We start from the raw sequence: 16,945 nt of genomic DNA, 5'->3' as shown, positions 1-16,945 counted from the left end.
ATAATATCACAAATATTGTATTCTTTATTGATAATATGAAAATTAATATTTAATTATATCTAATTTATTGCAATTATTTTAAATAAAGTATGTTTCGCTCTATACATAAAAAAAACAAACGCATACTGCAATATGATATAATATTATAATCAAATGAACCAACCCAATAACATTATGATAGAAATCATAGGAGGTAAATAAATGGATAAATCAAAAGTATACTTTACAAACTTAAGAACAAAACCAGGATGCAATCTATTAGATAAACTTCAAAAACTTGTGGTAGAAACAGGTATAAAAAATATTGATTTCAAAGATAAATTTGTAGCTATAAAAATTCATTTTGGAGAGCCAGGAAATCTTTCTTACATTAGGCCAAATTATGCTGCAAGTATTGTTAAGCTTGTGAAAGGACTAGGCGGTAAACCTTTCCTTACTGATTGCAATACACTATACACAGGAAGAAGATCTAATGCTGTAGACCATATTGAAGCCGCTATGGAAAATGGTTTTAATCCGATTTCAGTTGGATGTAACTTAATTATAGCTGATGGATTAAAGGGTGGGGATTATAGAGAAATCCCAATTAACCAAAAACATTGCAAAACTGCTAAAATAGGTTCAGCCATCGCTGATTCAGATATAGTTATTTCTATGACTCATTTTAAAGGCCATGAAATGACTGGGTTTGGTGGAGCATTAAAAAATTTAGGTATGGGCTCAGGCTCTGTTGGCGGCAAGCTTGAAATGCATTCTGCATCAAAGCCATTTATGAAACATCGTAAATGTGTAAGCTGTGGTCAGTGCGTTAAAAATTGCCTACATGAAGCAATTACCTTTAATGAAGATAAAAAGGCAACTATAGATTATGATAAATGCGTAGGCTGTGGTCAATGTGTTGCCGTATGTCGCTATGGCTGCGCAACAGTAAAGTGGAATGAATCTGCTGATAGCGCTAATGAAAAAATTGCAGAATACACCTATGCAGTTATTAAAGATAAGCCACATTTTCATATTAGTTTCATTATGAATGTTTCCCCTAATTGTGACTGTTCACCGGAAAATGACGTTGCAATTGTTCCAGATATAGGAATAGCTGCATCCTTTGATCCAGTAGCCTTAGATCAAGCCTGTGTTGATATGGTTAATAGTGCAATTGCATTAAATGCAACTGAACTTTCAGATAACCACTATCATGATGGAGACGATAAATTTTCTACTATACATCCTGATACAAATTGGAAAGTTGGACTCGACCATGCAAAAGCTATCGGAATTGGAACTGACGAATATGAACTAGTAACAGTTAAATAAAAAATAAAAAGGTATATATTACTATTTAATCAATGCATTATACGTAATATATACTTTTTTTGTGCATCAAATATTTGTTAGCAAACCTCGTAAGTTGAGACTCGCTTGTTTTGTGTTGTATTAATTTTTATATCTCCAAAATCGTTACAAAGAGGCTTATTCTACACTTTTAAGAGAACTAACCATATCAATATCTTTAACTTTCTTTGAAAACATAAGGTTAACAAGAATAGATATCAAAATTGTTCCGAAAATACTGTAAAACAATGATTGAACAGATATTATGGTCATCATATCAAAGGTATCACCCATGAATGAAATCATATAGCTAATAAGCCATTTTCCGCAAGGTATCCCAATTATAATTCCAAGGGTTGTAATCCAAATGGTTTGTGTAAGAAGTAGCCACCTAATTCTCTTTGTTTTAAATCCTAATACCTTTAGCGTGGCAAGTTCTCTTTGTCGCTCTGTAAAGGATAATATGCCGAGATTGTAAAGCACTACTATGCCCAAAATAGCTGCTCCTAAAATAAGTATATATACCATAATGTTCATGGCTTCTGTCATGGTTTCATAACTTTTAGTTAAATCTACCCTTGACCAGATGCGCGTTACACCAGTAACATTAGAATTTATTTTTTTAGAAGTTATGATAGAGGTAGCTTTAAAGTTGTATCCCAGCCTTTCAAAATTATTTTTTGTCAATGTGATGCCTTGGGATATGGGTGTACGGTAAATGGCCCCGATTGTTGATGTAACGTAACGTTCATCACCATAAATGTGAAAGGAAATTTCATCGCCTACTTTAACTCCTAAAAGATTAGCCATTTTATAGCTTATTGATACTTTGTCTTGTGGTAATTGAATAGCCTCACGCTTGGCATTTTGAGGGTTAATAAGTGTTACATTTTCAGTTACAAGTAGCTGCGCAGTTTTCTTTTTATCCTTTGCTTTAATTTCGATAGTACCTTCCATTATTGATTCTCCAGCATAGCTATTTTTAATTGATGAAATTTCTTTTTTGGATACTTTTTCAGAAAGTGTCAACTTTGTTTCATAGTGGTTAATATCCGAATACTGCCAACTAATAACATCCTTTACGCTATCTTTCATACCAAAAGCACATACAAGCAGTGATGTACATCCCATTACACCGATTATAGCCATAATGGAACGAACTTTACTTCGAAACATATCCCGTAAATTCCACTGTGTATTGAACCCAATCTTTGCCCATAACTTTGTTTTTTCAAAAAAGCCTTGTTTCATAATCCTTGGAGCCTTAGGCAAAAGCAATTGAGATGGTATATCTTTTAGAACTTTACGGCAAGTAAGGTAAGTTGCCAAAGTACATGCAATTACAGAAACTAGAGCCATTATAAATGAAGAGACTGAAACTTCCGGTTTCCAAACAGGTAAGGTGTATGCTGTTTTTAATGAATCGTAGAAAAGATGTGGCAGAATAAGTGGGCCTGCTACTAATCCAATAACAGCACCAGCAATGGAAATCCATAAGCCATAAGAAACATAGTGGAATAATATGTGTTTCTTCTTGAAACCTATCGCTTTTAATGTGCCGATTTGCGTACGTTGATTATTGACTAAACGCGTCATAGTTGTAATTATTGTAAGTAAGGCAATTGCAAGAAATACAATTGGGAAGACCTGCCCTATCGCTTTATGCTGCTCGATTTCTTCCTGAAACATTGCATAACTTCCAAAATTATTTCTTGTTAAAAATACACTGTACTTACCGTCTAAAGCGGTATCAATTTTTTTTTCTAACTTTGAGTAATCTGTCCCATCGGTAGTAACCAAAAGGTCTGTGTAGAATATTGGTATTGATTTTGGTAAAGACTTGTCGGAGAGATAAGCAAATCCAAAGTTTTCATGGTTTGGAACAATGTCATTATCGCCTGTTGCATACACATATTCAGGATTTAAAACTGTTCCTAGTATTTCTTTTTTCATAGTAATACCATTGAATGTTGTGGATATAGTATCTCCAAGGGTGAGTCCCTTTGCTTTAGCGAATGCGTCGTCCAGCCATACACCATCTTTATCAACAGAAAATTCCTGCCCATCAATAAGCTGGCACTTTGAAATCTTGTTTTCATTTGTAAAATGTAGTGTTATCTTTGGTTTGTTTTCAAATCTCGCAACACTGTCTATTGTGAGCCTTCTTTGTACGGAGGTAACACCATTAACTGATAAAACCTTATCAGCATCCGATTTCGTAAACCCACTGCCATAAATCCAGACATTAGCAAAATTAGTATCCCGGTAATACTCATTTGATGCAGTTTGCAATCCATACCATTCACTGTTTATACCTACGTATATAAAAACGCCTAAAATAGACATTATAAAAATTGAAATGAATTGAGTTTTGTTTAGCTTCATATCTCGAATCATTTTGAGAAAAAGCATTACCAGTTCACCTCCTTTACATCAACGGGTGCAGCATTAATACTTATATCCCTCACTTTGCCGTTTTTAATTCGGATAACCTTATCTGCAGCCTGAGCCAGTGCTGAATTGTGTGTAACAATAATAACTGACTTATTTTTCTCTCTGCTCATTTTCTGTAGTAAGGAAAGAATAACAATACCTGTTTCACTATCTAGTGCACCTGTTGGCTCATCGCAAAGAAGCATGGTTGGATTTTTGCATATGGCCCTTGCTATAGACACTCGCTGTTGTTCCCCACCTGATAGCTGTGATGGAAATTTATTTAAGTGATCACCTAGTCCAACTGAGGTCAGTATTTCGGCAGCATCCAATGCCCCTTTCACTACATCCTTTGTAAGTGCCACATTTTCAAGGGCAGTTAATGTTGGAATGAGGTTGTAGAACTGAAATACAAAGCCCACATTTTCTGCTCGATATTCCGTCAATGCATCATCTTTGTAATTCGCTATATTTTTACCATTAATAATGATTTCTCCATTTGTAGCAAAGTCCATACCACCAAGCAAATTAAGAACTGTAGATTTGCCGGCGCCACTCGGACCTAATATAACAACAAATTCACTATCATTAATAGTAAAACTGATATTATCTGCAGCAAGTAGCGTCTTTTCGCCTAAATTATAAGCTTTTGTAACATTTTTAAATTCAATTGTATTTTTCATAGTCCCCCCCTATAATCTGAAACATGTTTCAGATTATATTATACCAACCCGTCCCTTTGTTGTCAATATTAACCTGAAATATATTTCAGTTTTGTTGACTGCTTCACTTAAACTAGTTATAATTAAATTAAAATCTTAGTCTAAGGGAGGACACCATGAGTAATAACTCAATTAGAGAACCTAAACAAAAACGTTCTATTGAAAAGAAAAAAAAGATAATTGAAGTTGGATTTAAACTAATGTGCGAAAAGGGCTACCACAATACAAACTCAGTGGAGATTGGTAAAGCTGCTGGAGTATCAACTGGTATTATATATAACTACTTTACAGACAAAAAGGATATTTTTATTAGCGCTATTCAAGATTATGCTAACAGTCTAACAGCACCAATGTTTGAAAAAATAAGTACACTTAAAGAACCTATTGATTTGACAGACCTATTAAAGCAATTTATTGATATTTTTATACAGTCACACTATATTTCAAAGTCTGCTCACGAAGAAATGATGGCTATGGCTCATTCTGATAAAGATGTAGCTAAGTTGTTTTACCAGTTTGAAATTGATACTACAAACACCCTTATTGAGTTAATGAAACAAAAAGGTATTACACCAACAAACCCTAGAGAGAAAGTTCATATTTCTATTGGGCTAATTGAAAACCTTTGCCATGAAAGGGTGTACCATAAACACGAGTCTATGGATTATATGATTATGACAGACGAAGTTATAAATCTTGTTATTAGTATGTTAACAAATTAAATATTTGTTAAAGTAGTGTAACATCTTTATTTTGCTTTTAGATCCAATATCCACTTAAAGCAAGTAACCCCATATCATTAGATATGGAGTTACCTGCGACGAAATATAAAGAAGATTGTAAAGCAATGATTCACTTTATTTTAATGCATTTTTTAAGCTTTTTTAGAAAAAATAATCATTTGAAAAAATCATTTCTTAAACCCATATATACTTGAGGTAAGACCAATTACAACAATAGTGAAGCCTATTAGATTAGAGTAAAAGATCTCATTAGACGAAAATCCACCCCCACCGATTGCTATGATTGCTACTCCAACAATAGTAACTTCTATACCTATTAACATTATTTGTATTGGAGTCTTATTCTTTGTATGTTTATCTAAAATAACTATAGTTAAAAGTATTGGAATAAGTAAAATAACGATCAAAATCAAAGCTGCCATAAAAACACCCCTCAGTCTATATTTGTTTATACAAATGCTTTAATAATAGTATTTTCTTTTTAAACTCATCTTCTAAAATAATATTTTTTTGAAATGAGCAATAGACTCAATGTGAATGTAACTCGATTGGCATTGTATTACATTTACTATAGAGTATGCTTATTTTACTCTTTGAGCAATTGGATGGTTCTCTTTAAATTGAACTAAATCCCATAAGTTTCCGTATAAATCTTTGAATACTGCAACTGTACCATATGATTGTTCTTTAGGTTCTCTAACAAATTCTATACCTTTTGCTATCATTTCGTTATAATCTCTCCAAAAATCATCTGTTCCAAGGAATAGGAAAACCCGTCCTCCTGCCTGATTTCCAATAAACGATAGTTGTTCAGGTTTAGAAGCTCTTGCAAGTAATATTGTAGTTCCTGACGAACTTGGTGGAGACACTACCACCCAACGTTTATCTTGGTCTTCTTGATATGTGTCTTCTATTAATGTAAAATGAAGTTTCTTTGTGTAAAATTCAATGGCTTCATCATAGTCTTTGACTACTAACGCAATGTGTACAATAGATTGTATCATTTTATTTGCCTCACTTTCCTTACAAAATATAAGTAATATTATTGTGTCGTCTATTTTTACAAGTTCCTCATAAATATTTATTCACTTATACCACTATTGCCTTATCCAAGAGTAAGCATAATTCCCAATATGTTTAGGAATATTATTCATATCTATAGAGCAATCTTCAATTATTAATAGTTTCTTTTTTATTGAAATATTCCACATTAATGTTATCCTCCCCCCTCCTATGTAATCCTTACCTAATAATATCATAACATTATAAATAGCTAAACTTTAATTCCCCTAGGGAATACAATATAATATGGATGGAAAAAGAACAAATAACGTGAAACCAAAATTTCACGTTATTTTATAAGTATTTATAATGTTTACAAAAGGCTAAAGTAATAATAGACATACTTATTTACACAAGAAAGTAATCCCTAATACTGTTGTACAAACTCCAATTAACAATAATAATATAAAACCGATTATATTTTGTTTTTTAAGTTGCAAAATACTATAAAGTAAAGTATCGATACCAACACAAACCATTACTAAATTCAATAGAGATTTATCATCTATACCATTGTAGGAATTAAATATATGAATAAAAAACAATATAAATATGGCCACAGAAACTATTTTACGTGAACTTTTATAAAATAAAGAATTTTCACCATATAGATTCATAAACATATAATAATTGTTATATTTTTAGTTGAATATATCTATTTTTACTCCTTCATAGAAATATCTCGTTGAAGTTGAATCCATAAATATAATCCTATTATGCAAGTTAATATTTCTGTTATAGTCATCGACCATATAACCCCATGTAAACCAAACGTATATTTTCCTAAAATCATAATAGGAATTAATAATGTTCCCTGCACTACAGACATTATGGTTGCATCTTTACCTCTTCCAGCTCCTTGGAATATTGCTATAAAAAGACCAGTAATGCCAGCAAACAAAGCTGAAATAAGCATAGCTAGCAAAATGTATATCCCAGTGTTTATTACGTAAGTATTATGGCTAAATAAATGTAATATTGGTTTTCTGAAGATAAATATTATCAATGAAAAGGCCATAGTTAGGATTGCAATATAGGCTGCAGTAATATTTATAATACTCTTCATTCGTTTTATATTGTTAGCTGCATACGCATAAGCAATTAAGGGAATAACTCCAATATATAACCCTTTAGCAGCAAATTGAGCAAGTTGGGCAATTCGCAGAGATATTCCAAATGCAGCAACAGCATAGTCGCCATAGTATGCTGAAAAATTATTTAACAATAAAACGGAAACAATCAAAAATGCATCTAATAGGAAAGAGGATATTCCTATCTTAAAAATATCTTTCAACATGCTAAGCGTTGGTTTGAATGTACTTATGGAAACTGTCAAAGTAGAACTTTTGTTTTTAAGGTAATAAACATAGTACAATACTGCACATGTATTCGCAACAACTGTTCCAATTGCTGCTCCTACAATATTTAAATGACATGTAAAAATTAATATGGGGTCCAAAACAATATTTATGATAACACTTATAAACATACCATTCATCGAGACTTTTGATGATCCCTCCGCTCGTACTACTTGTCCTAATGCAAAGTTAGAAATTACAAATGGACTTCCTAAGATAAGAACCATAATAAAATCTTTGGTGAACAAAACCGTATCACCTTTTGCCCCTAATACTTTTAGAATAGGATGAATTAAAGGTATCGCGAATAACATAAAAATAAATCCAGCTAATATACTTAAGAAAAAAGTAACTGATGAAACTTTTTTTGCATCTTCTAATTTTGTTTCCCCAAGTAACCTAGATATATAGGTTCCACCACCTACACCAAAAATATTTCCAATTCCCGATAATATGATTGTAAAAGGTAACGCTAAGGTGACAGCTGTCATCATCGATGTGTTATTTAGCATTCCAATAAAAAAAGCGTTAATAACATTATAAATCATAATAACGGACATCCCCAACATCATAGGCACTGCCATGTGTGCAATCGCTTTTGGTATAGTTGCTTGTTCAAAATAATAATTTTCTGTATTTTCCATATAATGATCCTCCTTAAATTCTCGGTAGTGTAAATTTTTTATTTCTTATCAACGGTTTGTTCTGTATATTGTGTATTGATTTTAAATTTACACATTTAAAATTCACCTCTCGCAAAAGAATATTTATGTTTCCTCGGCAACATAAATATTCTATCACTTTATTGTTTCCTTGTCAATAATAAAGGGAGCTGTATCATACGCTGATGTTTCAGCGCTTTGATACAGACCGCCTTAGGCTACTTTTTATTAACTCCATTATTCAGAACCATTTCGATTTGTTATATCTACACCTTGCTTCTTTATTTCTGCAAATAAGTCTTGTATTGAGCCAAAATAAAGACCCCTCTGAAATAATATAATGTATCCTATAGAGTAGACATTAAAAAAAAGTGAACTGCCCCCTGTCAAGTAGACAGGGGGCAGTTCATTAATACTTCTAACGCTTAACCTATATCTTCATAGGAGTTGGTTCTGTTAAATAACATAATATTTTTCCGAAGTAACCTTGCACCGAGTGCTTTGCAACAAGAAACGAAAAAACATTGAATTTCCATTTAGAAATTCTTGTTTTGCTAATATAAAATTCTCGTGAGACTTCCTGGAAGGAAAACTCGCATACTTTTATTTAATATTCAACATTTCTTAGAGATAATCCTTTTGCTTTTGCCATCGGTATATACTCTGATGCTGTTTCTTCATTTAGTAATTTTTCTATATCCATTGCCTTAATTTTTCCTTTACCCACTTCTAAAAGGCTTCCTATAATAATTCTTACCATATTCCATAAGAATTCATCTGCATTAATTTCTATTTCAATAATGCCTTCTTTTTCTGTTATATTTATATAATTGATAGTCTTAGTAGTTGATTTAGTATTTGTAGATACTGTCGCTAAATACTTAAAATCATGAGATCCAACTAAAGACTCTGCCGTAATTCTCATTTCTTCTAAATTAAGATTCATCTCAGAGTGATAAACATATTTTCTATTAAATACATTTCTTAGTTCATTATTATTTATTTTATACACATAAGTAATTGATTTTATATTATACCCTGCATGAAATTTTTCACTTGCATCCACCATGGATTTCACTACTATGTCCTCTGGTAAAAATTCATATAAACATTCTCTCATCTCATCTATGCTTAACTCACAATTAGTATGAAAGTTTGCCATATAATTTTCAGCATGTACACCTACATCAGCTCGCACGCAGCCTGTAACCTCTATAGGTTCTCCTGCCATTTTAGATAATGCACCTTCTAGTTTACCTTGAACCGTTAAATCGTTATCTGATTGTTTTTGCCATCCTTTATATCTACTTCCATCATATTCTAATATCATTTTTAAATTTCTCATATATATCCGCCTTTAACTTTTTTGATTATTCATGTTTTAATTTTACCCAATGAACATTTTAATTATAGCTTTTCTATTAAAATAAAGCTAATATATTTATCATTATTTAATTTCATATACCCTAGTTTCATAAGGTCTTAATTTTATATTCACACTAGCGGCATAACCTTCCACCACATAATTTGATAGCAATAGTTTAGCCTTTTCATAATGGATATGCTTTGGAAACTCAAATATTGGTTCATTTCCAAAGAAATTAACTATGATTAGGATCATCTCCCCCTCTAATTGTCTTAGATATGCATATATTTCCTCATCTTCTCTATTAATTTCCTCAAAGCTTCCATATACCAATACAGCCTTGTTTTTTCTTAAAGCTATCAATTTTTTATAATAATTTAGTATTGAATTTGAGTCTTCTATTTGTTCATCCACATTAATTTTTCTATAATTTGAATTAACTTTTATCCAAGGTGTGCCAGTAGTAAACCCTGCATTTTCACTATTATTCCACTGCATTGGTGTTCTTGAGTTATCCCGTGACATATAGCGTAGTCCCTTTAGATAGTTTTCTTCACTCACTAACCCGCCCTTAACTAAATCTTTGTGTTTATTAAAAACAGCCACATCTCTATAATCTTCTAATTTAAAGTCCCAAGCATTGGTCATTCCTATTTCATCTCCATAATAAATAAAAGGAGTTCCCTTTTGAGTTAATTGAAGACAAGCTAACATTTTTGCAGATTCTTTTAAATAATTCTTCTCTTCTCCTAGTCTTGATATAGTTCTCGTAGTGTCATGGTTCGAGTAAAACAAGGGGCACCAACCTTCTTCTTCAGGCCTTCCTTGCCATCCACTCATATTTTCCTTTATATCTTTTATTAAGTTTATAGGTTTCCTTTCCCAATCAGTTTCCCCTCTACCCACACTATGCATATCAAAATGGAAGGTAAAGTCTAATTCACCTTTATCTTTTCCTGTATAAACATAGGCATTTTTATAGTTTACTCCACCCGTTTCACCAATTACTACATGATACCCAGTGTTAAATACCTCTTTTCTTAATTCTTTTAAATAATTATGAACTTCAGGTAGATTTTGTACATATTTTATAAAATCACCATATACATTGCCTTCTTCTATTATTCCATCTGGAAAGGAATGATCTTTTCCGAGATGATTAATAGCATCCATTCTAAATCCATCTACCCCTTTTTCCATCCAGTACTTTATCATGTTCTTTATTTCTTCTCTTAATTTTTCATTTTCCCAATTTAAATCTGGCTGTTTCTTAGAGAAAATATGAAGATAATATTCTTCTGATATCTCGTCATATTCCCAAGCGCTGCCTCCAAAAAAAGACCCCCAATTATTTGGAGGGTTACCCTTTGTACCTTTATTCCAAATGTAATAATCTCTATACGCATTATTTTTGCTCTTCCTACTCATTTGAAACCAAGGATGCTCATCAGAAGTGTGATTTATTACCAAATCCATCACTAACTTCATTTTTCTAAAATGAAGTTCTTTAACTAACTCATGAAAATCTGCAAGCGTCCCAAATTCATCCATTATCTCTCTAAAGTCACTGATATCATATCCATTATCGTCATTAGGTGATTTATTTATAGGATTTAAATACAATATGCCTACTCCTAAGTCTTTCAAATAATCCAGTTTTTCTATTATCCCTTTTAAGTCACCTATTCCATCGCCATCTGAATCCTTAAAACTTCTAACATATGCCTGATATGCCACTGCTTCCTTCCACCATTTTTTATCCATGTTTATCCCCCTCTTCAATTTTTAGTTTTAAGACTTATGCGTAATTGCTATTTCTATAAATGGTTGGAGAAACCCCCACTATAACTTTGAAAGTTCTACTGAAATGGCTTTGGTCATAAAAACCCAATAAAATCCCAATATATAAAATGCTTTCATCTGTACTGAGCAGTAGATTTTTTGCCCTGTCTATTTTTATTTTTTGCACATATTTCATTACTGAAATACCCATCTTCTTTTTAAAGCAATCGCTTGCATAACCCACTGAAATGTTTAAATCTCTAGCTAACTTATCAAGCGAAGAGTGATTTTCAATATTAATATGTATGTATTGAAGCATTTTATTAATCATAAAATTATCAGTGACTTCAATATCATTTATTAAAATATTAAAATATGCTGTGACCATGCTTATTTCTAAAGCTTGTAACTCAATTAAATCAGTAATACCTTGAACTTTATCATAGAAATTATTATATAGAGGATGTAGTGCACTTTTTGATACACCATTTTTTATAATTTCCTTTGTGTATATAGCATTCCAAATAATTAAATCATTTTTTTTATTGCGAGCGGACTGTCCATTTTCTTTTTCCTGTAGATGTTTTTCTTTTAGGGTGCTTAATACTTTTGGTATATTTTTTGATTCGATGAAAAATGATATATCATTATTAAAAATATAAATATCTGATTCAAAGGTCTCCAGCATATTTTCACCTCTTTATTTTAATAATCACCTGCGGTGCTGTAATATTAAAGACTTCCGAAGGGGATTTACCACCTTGAGTTATTTAGTTGACTCTCTCTCAACTAATTTTGTATCAATAATATAATTGGTTATATATTCTTTCTCATCTTCCAATTTATTTATTAATAGCTTAACTGCAAAATAACCTAATTCTTCAGAATTAATATCAACTGAAGAAAGTGTAGGCTCTCTGTATGCAGTTAATGGTGTGTTATTAAACCCAACTATTGAAATATGGGTTTTGGACATTTCGCTTATTGCTTTTGATGCACCAAAGGCAATTAAATCGTCAGTGGTTACAACAGCTGTAGGGCTGGATTTTTCTAAAATTCTTTTCATAGCATCATAACCACTACTTTCTGTAAACTCTGCTACTTGTACCATATTTTCATCTATTTTCATCCCAATATTTCCCATGGACTTTCTGTAACCTTCTAACCTATTTATAGTTACATTAAGTGTAGCTGGTCCTCCTATAAATGCAATTTTTCTCTCACCCTTTTGTATAAGATAATTAACAACACTATACATGGCGTGAAAGTTATCATTATCAACCCATAAAAGTCCTTCTGTATCCTCTGGTTTTCCTATTACTACGAAAGGATAATCTACTTTTTTTAAATAAGTGATGCATTTGTCATCCTTTTTTACAAATGGCAAAATAATTCCGTCAACTCTTCCACTATTTATTAAATTTGCTATATACTTTACTTCTTGATCTTCATTGCTGCTGTAAGCATACATAATATAATATCCCTTTTTTTGAGCATAATGGCTCATTCCCCTCATAATTTGAATGAAAAATGGATTAGAAAATAAATCTTCATCAGTACTAGGTAAAATAAGTCCTATAGTTTTAGTTGTTTTACTAACTAAGCTCCTAGCTATTGCATTAGGATGATAATTGATTTCCTTCATTACTTTAAAAACATTTTTCTTTGTTGCATCACTAATTGTAGAATTATCCGCAATAACTCTTGAAACTGTTGAAGGTGATACATTTGCTAGCTTTGCTACTTCCCTTATAGTTATCGACATGAAAACTTCACTTCCTACTTTCTAAAAATATTTATACGAGTTATATTATAAAACTTGATTTCTGAAATGCCGTTAAAGTTTTAGACATCATCTAAAATAACTAATTAGTATGTTATTTTAGATAATGTCTAATTATAAAAACTAACCTTTAGTAGCACCAGATGATAGTCCTTCTACAATATGCTTTTGTAAATATACAAACAGCAATGTAATTGGAATAGCAACTAGAATTGCACCTGCAGCGAACATGGTAAATTGGGTGTTTTGTTGTTTTTGAACCCATTCAAATAATCCCATAGCAAGTGTTTTCTTCTCACTGCTTTTTAATATTATTTGAGGAAATATAAAATCAAACCAAGGTCCCATAAAGTTTGTAAGTGCAACTAATGTAATTATAGGCCTTGCCAAAGGTAATATTACCTTTACGAAAATAGTCATATTTGAAGCCCCATCTATTTTTGCAGCTTCATCTAAGCTTCTTGGAATACCATCGAAAAAGCCTTTACATAACCATGTATTATATGGTATTTGTCCACCTGCATACACAAGAATTAAACCCCAATGACTATTTAATAATCCTAACTTACTTATTAGAATAAATACAGCAGTCATAGCTAAGAAACCGGGGAACATTTGTAAAATCATCATTGTCATAAGCCCTTGTTTTCTACCCTTAAATTTAAATCTAGAAAATGCATAAGCAGAAAGTGTTGTTAGTATAACTGACAAAACCATATTAATTATAGCAATTTTAAATGTATTCATATACCATTTCGGAAAATCAGTTTGTGTAAACAACTCTTTATAGTGGATTAATGTTGGATTTTTAGGAATTATAGATGAACTAAATAAACTTGTACCACTATTGAATGAGGATAAAACAATCCAAATTACCGGTGTCAATATTACTATACATAATAGCACCAATATAGCATATATAATTATTTTTTGAATTACATCGGATAAATTTACCTTTTTATTTTTTACTATTTTTTTATTCATTACATCATGTCCTCCTCTTTGAAGGCTTTGGTTTTACTAAAGCTATATGCTGAAATACTTGCAACAAAAATAAATAATATAATGGTAATTACAGATGCCATATGGTATTGATTCTGATCCTTTGTCATCTTATAGATCCATGAAATTAAGATATCAGTATCTCCTGCATATTGTAAACTTCCATTAACTGGATTACCGTCTGTTAACAAATAAATCATCCCAAAGTTATTAAAATTATAAGCAAAACTCATTGTTAATAGTGGCATTGTTTGAAAAAGCACTAGTGGCAAAGTTATTTTATAAAATTGTTGCCACTTGGTTGCACCATCAATTTCAGAAGCTTCATATAAAGACTTGTCTATATTAGTAAGTATTCCTGACATAAGTGCCATAAAATAAGGTGATCCTAACCAAACCGTTATTATTAAAATCATTATTTTCGCAATAGTAGGATCTGTAAAAAAAGGTATTTTTCCCATTCCAAAGGAAGCTAGCATATTATTTACTGGACCTGGTCCACTAAATGCTAATCTCATTATAAGTAAGGATATAAATGCTGGTATAGCATAAGGCAAAAGAAAAATTGTTCTAAAAAACTTTTTGAATCTTATTCCCTTAGCATTAGTTATTAGTGCTAAGAATAAACCAACAAAAAAGTTACAAGTAGTGCTTACTACAGCAAATATAAGTGTCCAAACTCCTACTTTTAGAAAAGTATTATTCCACATTTTTAAATTTACTAATTGTTTAAAGTTATCAAGTCCAACCCAGTCAACTAAGTTCCTTGGTGGCAAATGATTAGGACTTGAATAGTTAGTAAAGGCAACTACTACGGTGAACATAATAGGAAGCATAATAAAAAATACAGTAAACAAGAATCCAGGTGTTATCATGATATGAGGAAAATATTTTTCCCACACATAACTTAAGAATTCTTTTGTATTTAGTGGTTTATTACCTTTTTCTATACTTTCGCCCCCTCGTTTTGCATCATAGATATTAAGTATGTATACTGAAATTACAAGAAATAAAATTATAACAGCTATAAGACCTTCAATCATTAAGAAAATAGAATGATCTCCTGTTGCTTTCCCATTCACAAATTTCACACCAGAATCTCCTAGTGAAATTAGACCCTTTATTGATGTTGAAAAATATCTTATATTAAATAATGCTACTATTTCTATAATTGCAAGCATAATTCCTTTGAATATTTCTTTGTTATATATTTGTCCTAGACCCATAAAGAGCACAGAGAAAAGAGTTGCTTTTTTTGATTTTTTCATTTCATACCTCCTAAATCAGATAAAATTTTATTTAAAATTAGTCATTTGCTATATAGCAAATGACTAACTTCTATTTACAACTAATTATTTTTGAGCAGCTATTGCGTCTCTTATAGTTTTAGCTGCAGTTTTAAGTGCTTTTTCAGGAGCAACTCCATCGTTCCACATTGATGAAAATGCTGCTCCGTATGGAGTCCAAACAAGTCCTATTTGAGGATTTGATGGCATTGGTACAGAATATTTTATTTGCTCTAAAAATGGTGCAACCATTGGATCATCTTTAATTTTAGCGTTTCCCATTAGTTTTGTTACTGGTGGTATTTGTTTAGTCAATTCATATCTTTTTAATAACATTTCATCAGATGTTGCTAAACTAGCGAACATTTGAGCTGCTATTGGATATTTTGAATAAGAACTAACAAATAATGTTCTTATTCCTGATAAACTTGATTGTTGCTTTCCATTAGTTAATTTAGGTAATGGTGCTACACCAAAATTAACACCAGCCTTTTCTCTACCTGATACTGCCCATGGTCCATCTATCATAGCTCCTATTTTTCCTTCATCAAATAAACCTTCCACAATTGCATTAGTTGAATCTGCTGCATTGATTGGTAAAACTTTTTTCAAATCCATTAAAGATTTTGCTCCGTCAATTGCTCCAGCTGAATCAATACCAACGTCTGTTTTATCAGTTCCATTTTTAAAAATATAACCGCCGCTTCCTGCTATAAAACTATGAGAGAAGTAAGCATTTCCAATATCCCACATAAATGCATATTTGTTTGTTTTTGCATCATTAAATGTTTTGGCTTTTGCAATTATCTCTTCATAAGTTTTTGGTGCTGTTTTGAATACATCTTTATTGTAAAATAATCCGTAAGTATCTACTGCTGTTGGATATCCGTAAACTTTACCCTCATATGATACTGCATCTAAAGCTGATTTTAAATAGTCCTTCTTAACTCTTTCTGCAAATAGGTTATTTTCTAAAACTAAACCTGATGATACAAGTTCTCCAGTGTGATCATGTGGTGCATCAAATACATCCGCTCCTACTCCAGCTGGTCCATCTGTAGCCATTTTGGCTTTAGTATCAATAGCTCCAACTTCTTCGTATGTAACTTTTACTCCGTATTTCTTTTCAAACTCAGTACCAATAAGCTTCATATAATCTGTTTCAACGCCTTTAGCCGTCCAAACTACTAGTTTAGCTCCTGATTCAGGTTTCACTTCAGTTGCAACTCCTTCTTTAGCTGCTGTTGCTTCTACTGCTACTTTTTTAGTACCACATGCTGCTAACGATACAGTGCATGATAAAGCTAATAATAGACTTAATACTTTCCTTTTCATATTTAATCCCCCCAAAATAGTATTTTTATAACATCTCTGCAAGCGTTTGCATATTTTTATTGTAAACCGAATTTTCAGA

General features: G+C 31.6%; 14 protein-coding genes. 2 read left to right on the top strand and 12 right to left on the bottom strand.

The window, feature by feature from the left end; all coding sequences use genetic code 11:
* Positions 1-201 precede the first annotated feature (201 nt).
* Positions 202-1,314, top strand: a complete 1,113-nt coding sequence (locus ACWJJT_RS14130) for a DUF362 domain-containing protein (protein WP_462955161.1) — start codon at positions 202-204, stop codon at positions 1,312-1,314.
* Positions 1,315-1,470: 156 nt separating this feature from the next.
* Here ACWJJT_RS14130 and ACWJJT_RS14125 read toward each other — a convergent pair whose 3' ends face one another.
* Positions 1,471-3,744 (bottom strand): ABC transporter permease, encoded by a 2,274-nt coding sequence (locus ACWJJT_RS14125; protein WP_220319546.1) that lies wholly within the window; start codon positions 3,742-3,744, stop codon positions 1,471-1,473.
* Complete coding sequence (locus tag ACWJJT_RS14120) at positions 3,744-4,448, bottom strand: ABC transporter ATP-binding protein (RefSeq protein ID WP_216303940.1); 705 nt, start codon at positions 4,446-4,448, stop codon at positions 3,744-3,746. The genes ACWJJT_RS14125 and ACWJJT_RS14120 overlap by 1 nt, the downstream gene beginning before the upstream one ends.
* A 155-nt stretch (positions 4,449-4,603) precedes the next feature.
* Here ACWJJT_RS14120 and ACWJJT_RS14115 point away from each other — a divergent pair, with 155 nt between their 5' ends.
* Positions 4,604-5,209 (top strand): TetR/AcrR family transcriptional regulator, encoded by a 606-nt coding sequence (locus ACWJJT_RS14115; protein ID WP_216303939.1) that lies wholly within the window; start codon positions 4,604-4,606, stop codon positions 5,207-5,209.
* A gap of 188 nt (positions 5,210-5,397) precedes the next feature.
* Here the strand turns inward: ACWJJT_RS14115 and ACWJJT_RS14110 are convergent, their stop codons facing one another.
* The 10 genes from ACWJJT_RS14110 to ACWJJT_RS14065 form a co-directional block, all read right to left on the bottom strand.
* Complete coding sequence (locus ACWJJT_RS14110; RefSeq protein ID WP_216303938.1) at positions 5,398-5,652, bottom strand: hypothetical protein; 255 nt, start codon at positions 5,650-5,652, stop codon at positions 5,398-5,400.
* Between the two features lie 159 nt (positions 5,653-5,811).
* The gene (locus ACWJJT_RS14105; RefSeq protein WP_216303937.1) at positions 5,812-6,234 is read right to left on the bottom strand and encodes a VOC family protein; all 423 of its coding nucleotides are present in this window, start codon (positions 6,232-6,234) and stop codon (positions 5,812-5,814) included.
* 719 nt (positions 6,235-6,953) lie between these two features.
* Positions 6,954-8,294 (bottom strand): MATE family efflux transporter, encoded by a 1,341-nt coding sequence (locus ACWJJT_RS14100; protein ID WP_220286134.1) that lies wholly within the window; start codon positions 8,292-8,294, stop codon positions 6,954-6,956.
* Between the two features lie 625 nt (positions 8,295-8,919).
* Positions 8,920-9,657 carry a tRNA pseudouridine(38-40) synthase TruA gene (truA, locus tag ACWJJT_RS14095; protein WP_220320091.1) on the bottom strand — a complete coding sequence of 246 codons (738 nt, stop codon included), beginning with the start codon at positions 9,655-9,657 and terminating at the stop codon, positions 8,920-8,922.
* A 102-nt stretch (positions 9,658-9,759) separates the two neighbouring features.
* Positions 9,760-11,442: a glycoside hydrolase family 13 protein gene (locus ACWJJT_RS14090; protein WP_462955160.1), complete on the bottom strand. Its 1,683-nt coding sequence runs from the start codon at positions 11,440-11,442 to the stop codon at positions 9,760-9,762.
* 34 nt (positions 11,443-11,476) lie between these two features.
* A complete protein-coding gene (locus ACWJJT_RS14085) occupies positions 11,477-12,148 on the bottom strand; it encodes a helix-turn-helix domain-containing protein (RefSeq protein ID WP_462955159.1) in 672 nt (223 codons plus the stop codon).
* A 78-nt stretch (positions 12,149-12,226) separates the two neighbouring features.
* Positions 12,227-13,225: a LacI family DNA-binding transcriptional regulator gene (locus ACWJJT_RS14080; RefSeq protein ID WP_462955157.1), complete on the bottom strand. Its 999-nt coding sequence runs from the start codon at positions 13,223-13,225 to the stop codon at positions 12,227-12,229.
* Between the two features lie 141 nt (positions 13,226-13,366).
* On the bottom strand, positions 13,367-14,227 hold the full coding sequence (locus ACWJJT_RS14075) for a sugar ABC transporter permease (protein ID WP_462955156.1): 861 nt from the start codon (positions 14,225-14,227) through the stop codon (positions 13,367-13,369).
* Positions 14,227-15,513 (bottom strand): sugar ABC transporter permease, encoded by a 1,287-nt coding sequence (locus ACWJJT_RS14070; RefSeq protein ID WP_462955155.1) that lies wholly within the window; start codon positions 15,511-15,513, stop codon positions 14,227-14,229. Before ACWJJT_RS14070 ends, ACWJJT_RS14075 begins: the two co-directional genes overlap by 1 nt.
* An 84-nt stretch (positions 15,514-15,597) precedes the next feature.
* Complete coding sequence (locus ACWJJT_RS14065) at positions 15,598-16,866, bottom strand: sugar ABC transporter substrate-binding protein (RefSeq protein ID WP_220286140.1); 1,269 nt, start codon at positions 16,864-16,866, stop codon at positions 15,598-15,600.
* Between the last annotated feature and the right edge of the window lie 79 nt (positions 16,867-16,945).

It is taken from the genome of Clostridium sp. CM041 (assembly GCF_055081035.1).
The sequence above is the reverse complement of the archived record's forward strand: the minus strand, read 5'-3'. Positions and strand labels throughout refer to the sequence as shown.

Coding starts and splice junctions, on each gene's coding strand:
- ACWJJT_RS14130 (WP_462955161.1), top strand. CDS start 202: ATGGATAAATCAAAAGTATACTTTACAAACTTAAGAACAAAACCAGGA.
- ACWJJT_RS14125 (WP_220319546.1), bottom strand. CDS start 3,744: ATGCTTTTTCTCAAAATGATTCGAGATATGAAGCTAAACAAAACTCAA.
- ACWJJT_RS14120 (WP_216303940.1), bottom strand. CDS start 4,448: ATGAAAAATACAATTGAATTTAAAAATGTTACAAAAGCTTATAATTTA.
- ACWJJT_RS14115 (WP_216303939.1), top strand. CDS start 4,604: ATGAGTAATAACTCAATTAGAGAACCTAAACAAAAACGTTCTATTGAA.
- ACWJJT_RS14110 (WP_216303938.1), bottom strand. CDS start 5,652: ATGGCAGCTTTGATTTTGATCGTTATTTTACTTATTCCAATACTTTTA.
- ACWJJT_RS14105 (WP_216303937.1), bottom strand. CDS start 6,234: ATGATACAATCTATTGTACACATTGCGTTAGTAGTCAAAGACTATGAT.
- ACWJJT_RS14100 (WP_220286134.1), bottom strand. CDS start 8,294: ATGGAAAATACAGAAAATTATTATTTTGAACAAGCAACTATACCAAAA.
- truA (WP_220320091.1), bottom strand. CDS start 9,657: ATGAGAAATTTAAAAATGATATTAGAATATGATGGAAGTAGATATAAA.
- ACWJJT_RS14090 (WP_462955160.1), bottom strand. CDS start 11,442: ATGGATAAAAAATGGTGGAAGGAAGCAGTGGCATATCAGGCATATGTT.
- ACWJJT_RS14085 (WP_462955159.1), bottom strand. CDS start 12,148: ATGCTGGAGACCTTTGAATCAGATATTTATATTTTTAATAATGATATA.
- ACWJJT_RS14080 (WP_462955157.1), bottom strand. CDS start 13,225: ATGTCGATAACTATAAGGGAAGTAGCAAAGCTAGCAAATGTATCACCT.
- ACWJJT_RS14075 (WP_462955156.1), bottom strand. CDS start 14,227: ATGAATAAAAAAATAGTAAAAAATAAAAAGGTAAATTTATCCGATGTA.
- ACWJJT_RS14070 (WP_462955155.1), bottom strand. CDS start 15,513: ATGAAAAAATCAAAAAAAGCAACTCTTTTCTCTGTGCTCTTTATGGGT.
- ACWJJT_RS14065 (WP_220286140.1), bottom strand. CDS start 16,866: ATGAAAAGGAAAGTATTAAGTCTATTATTAGCTTTATCATGCACTGTA.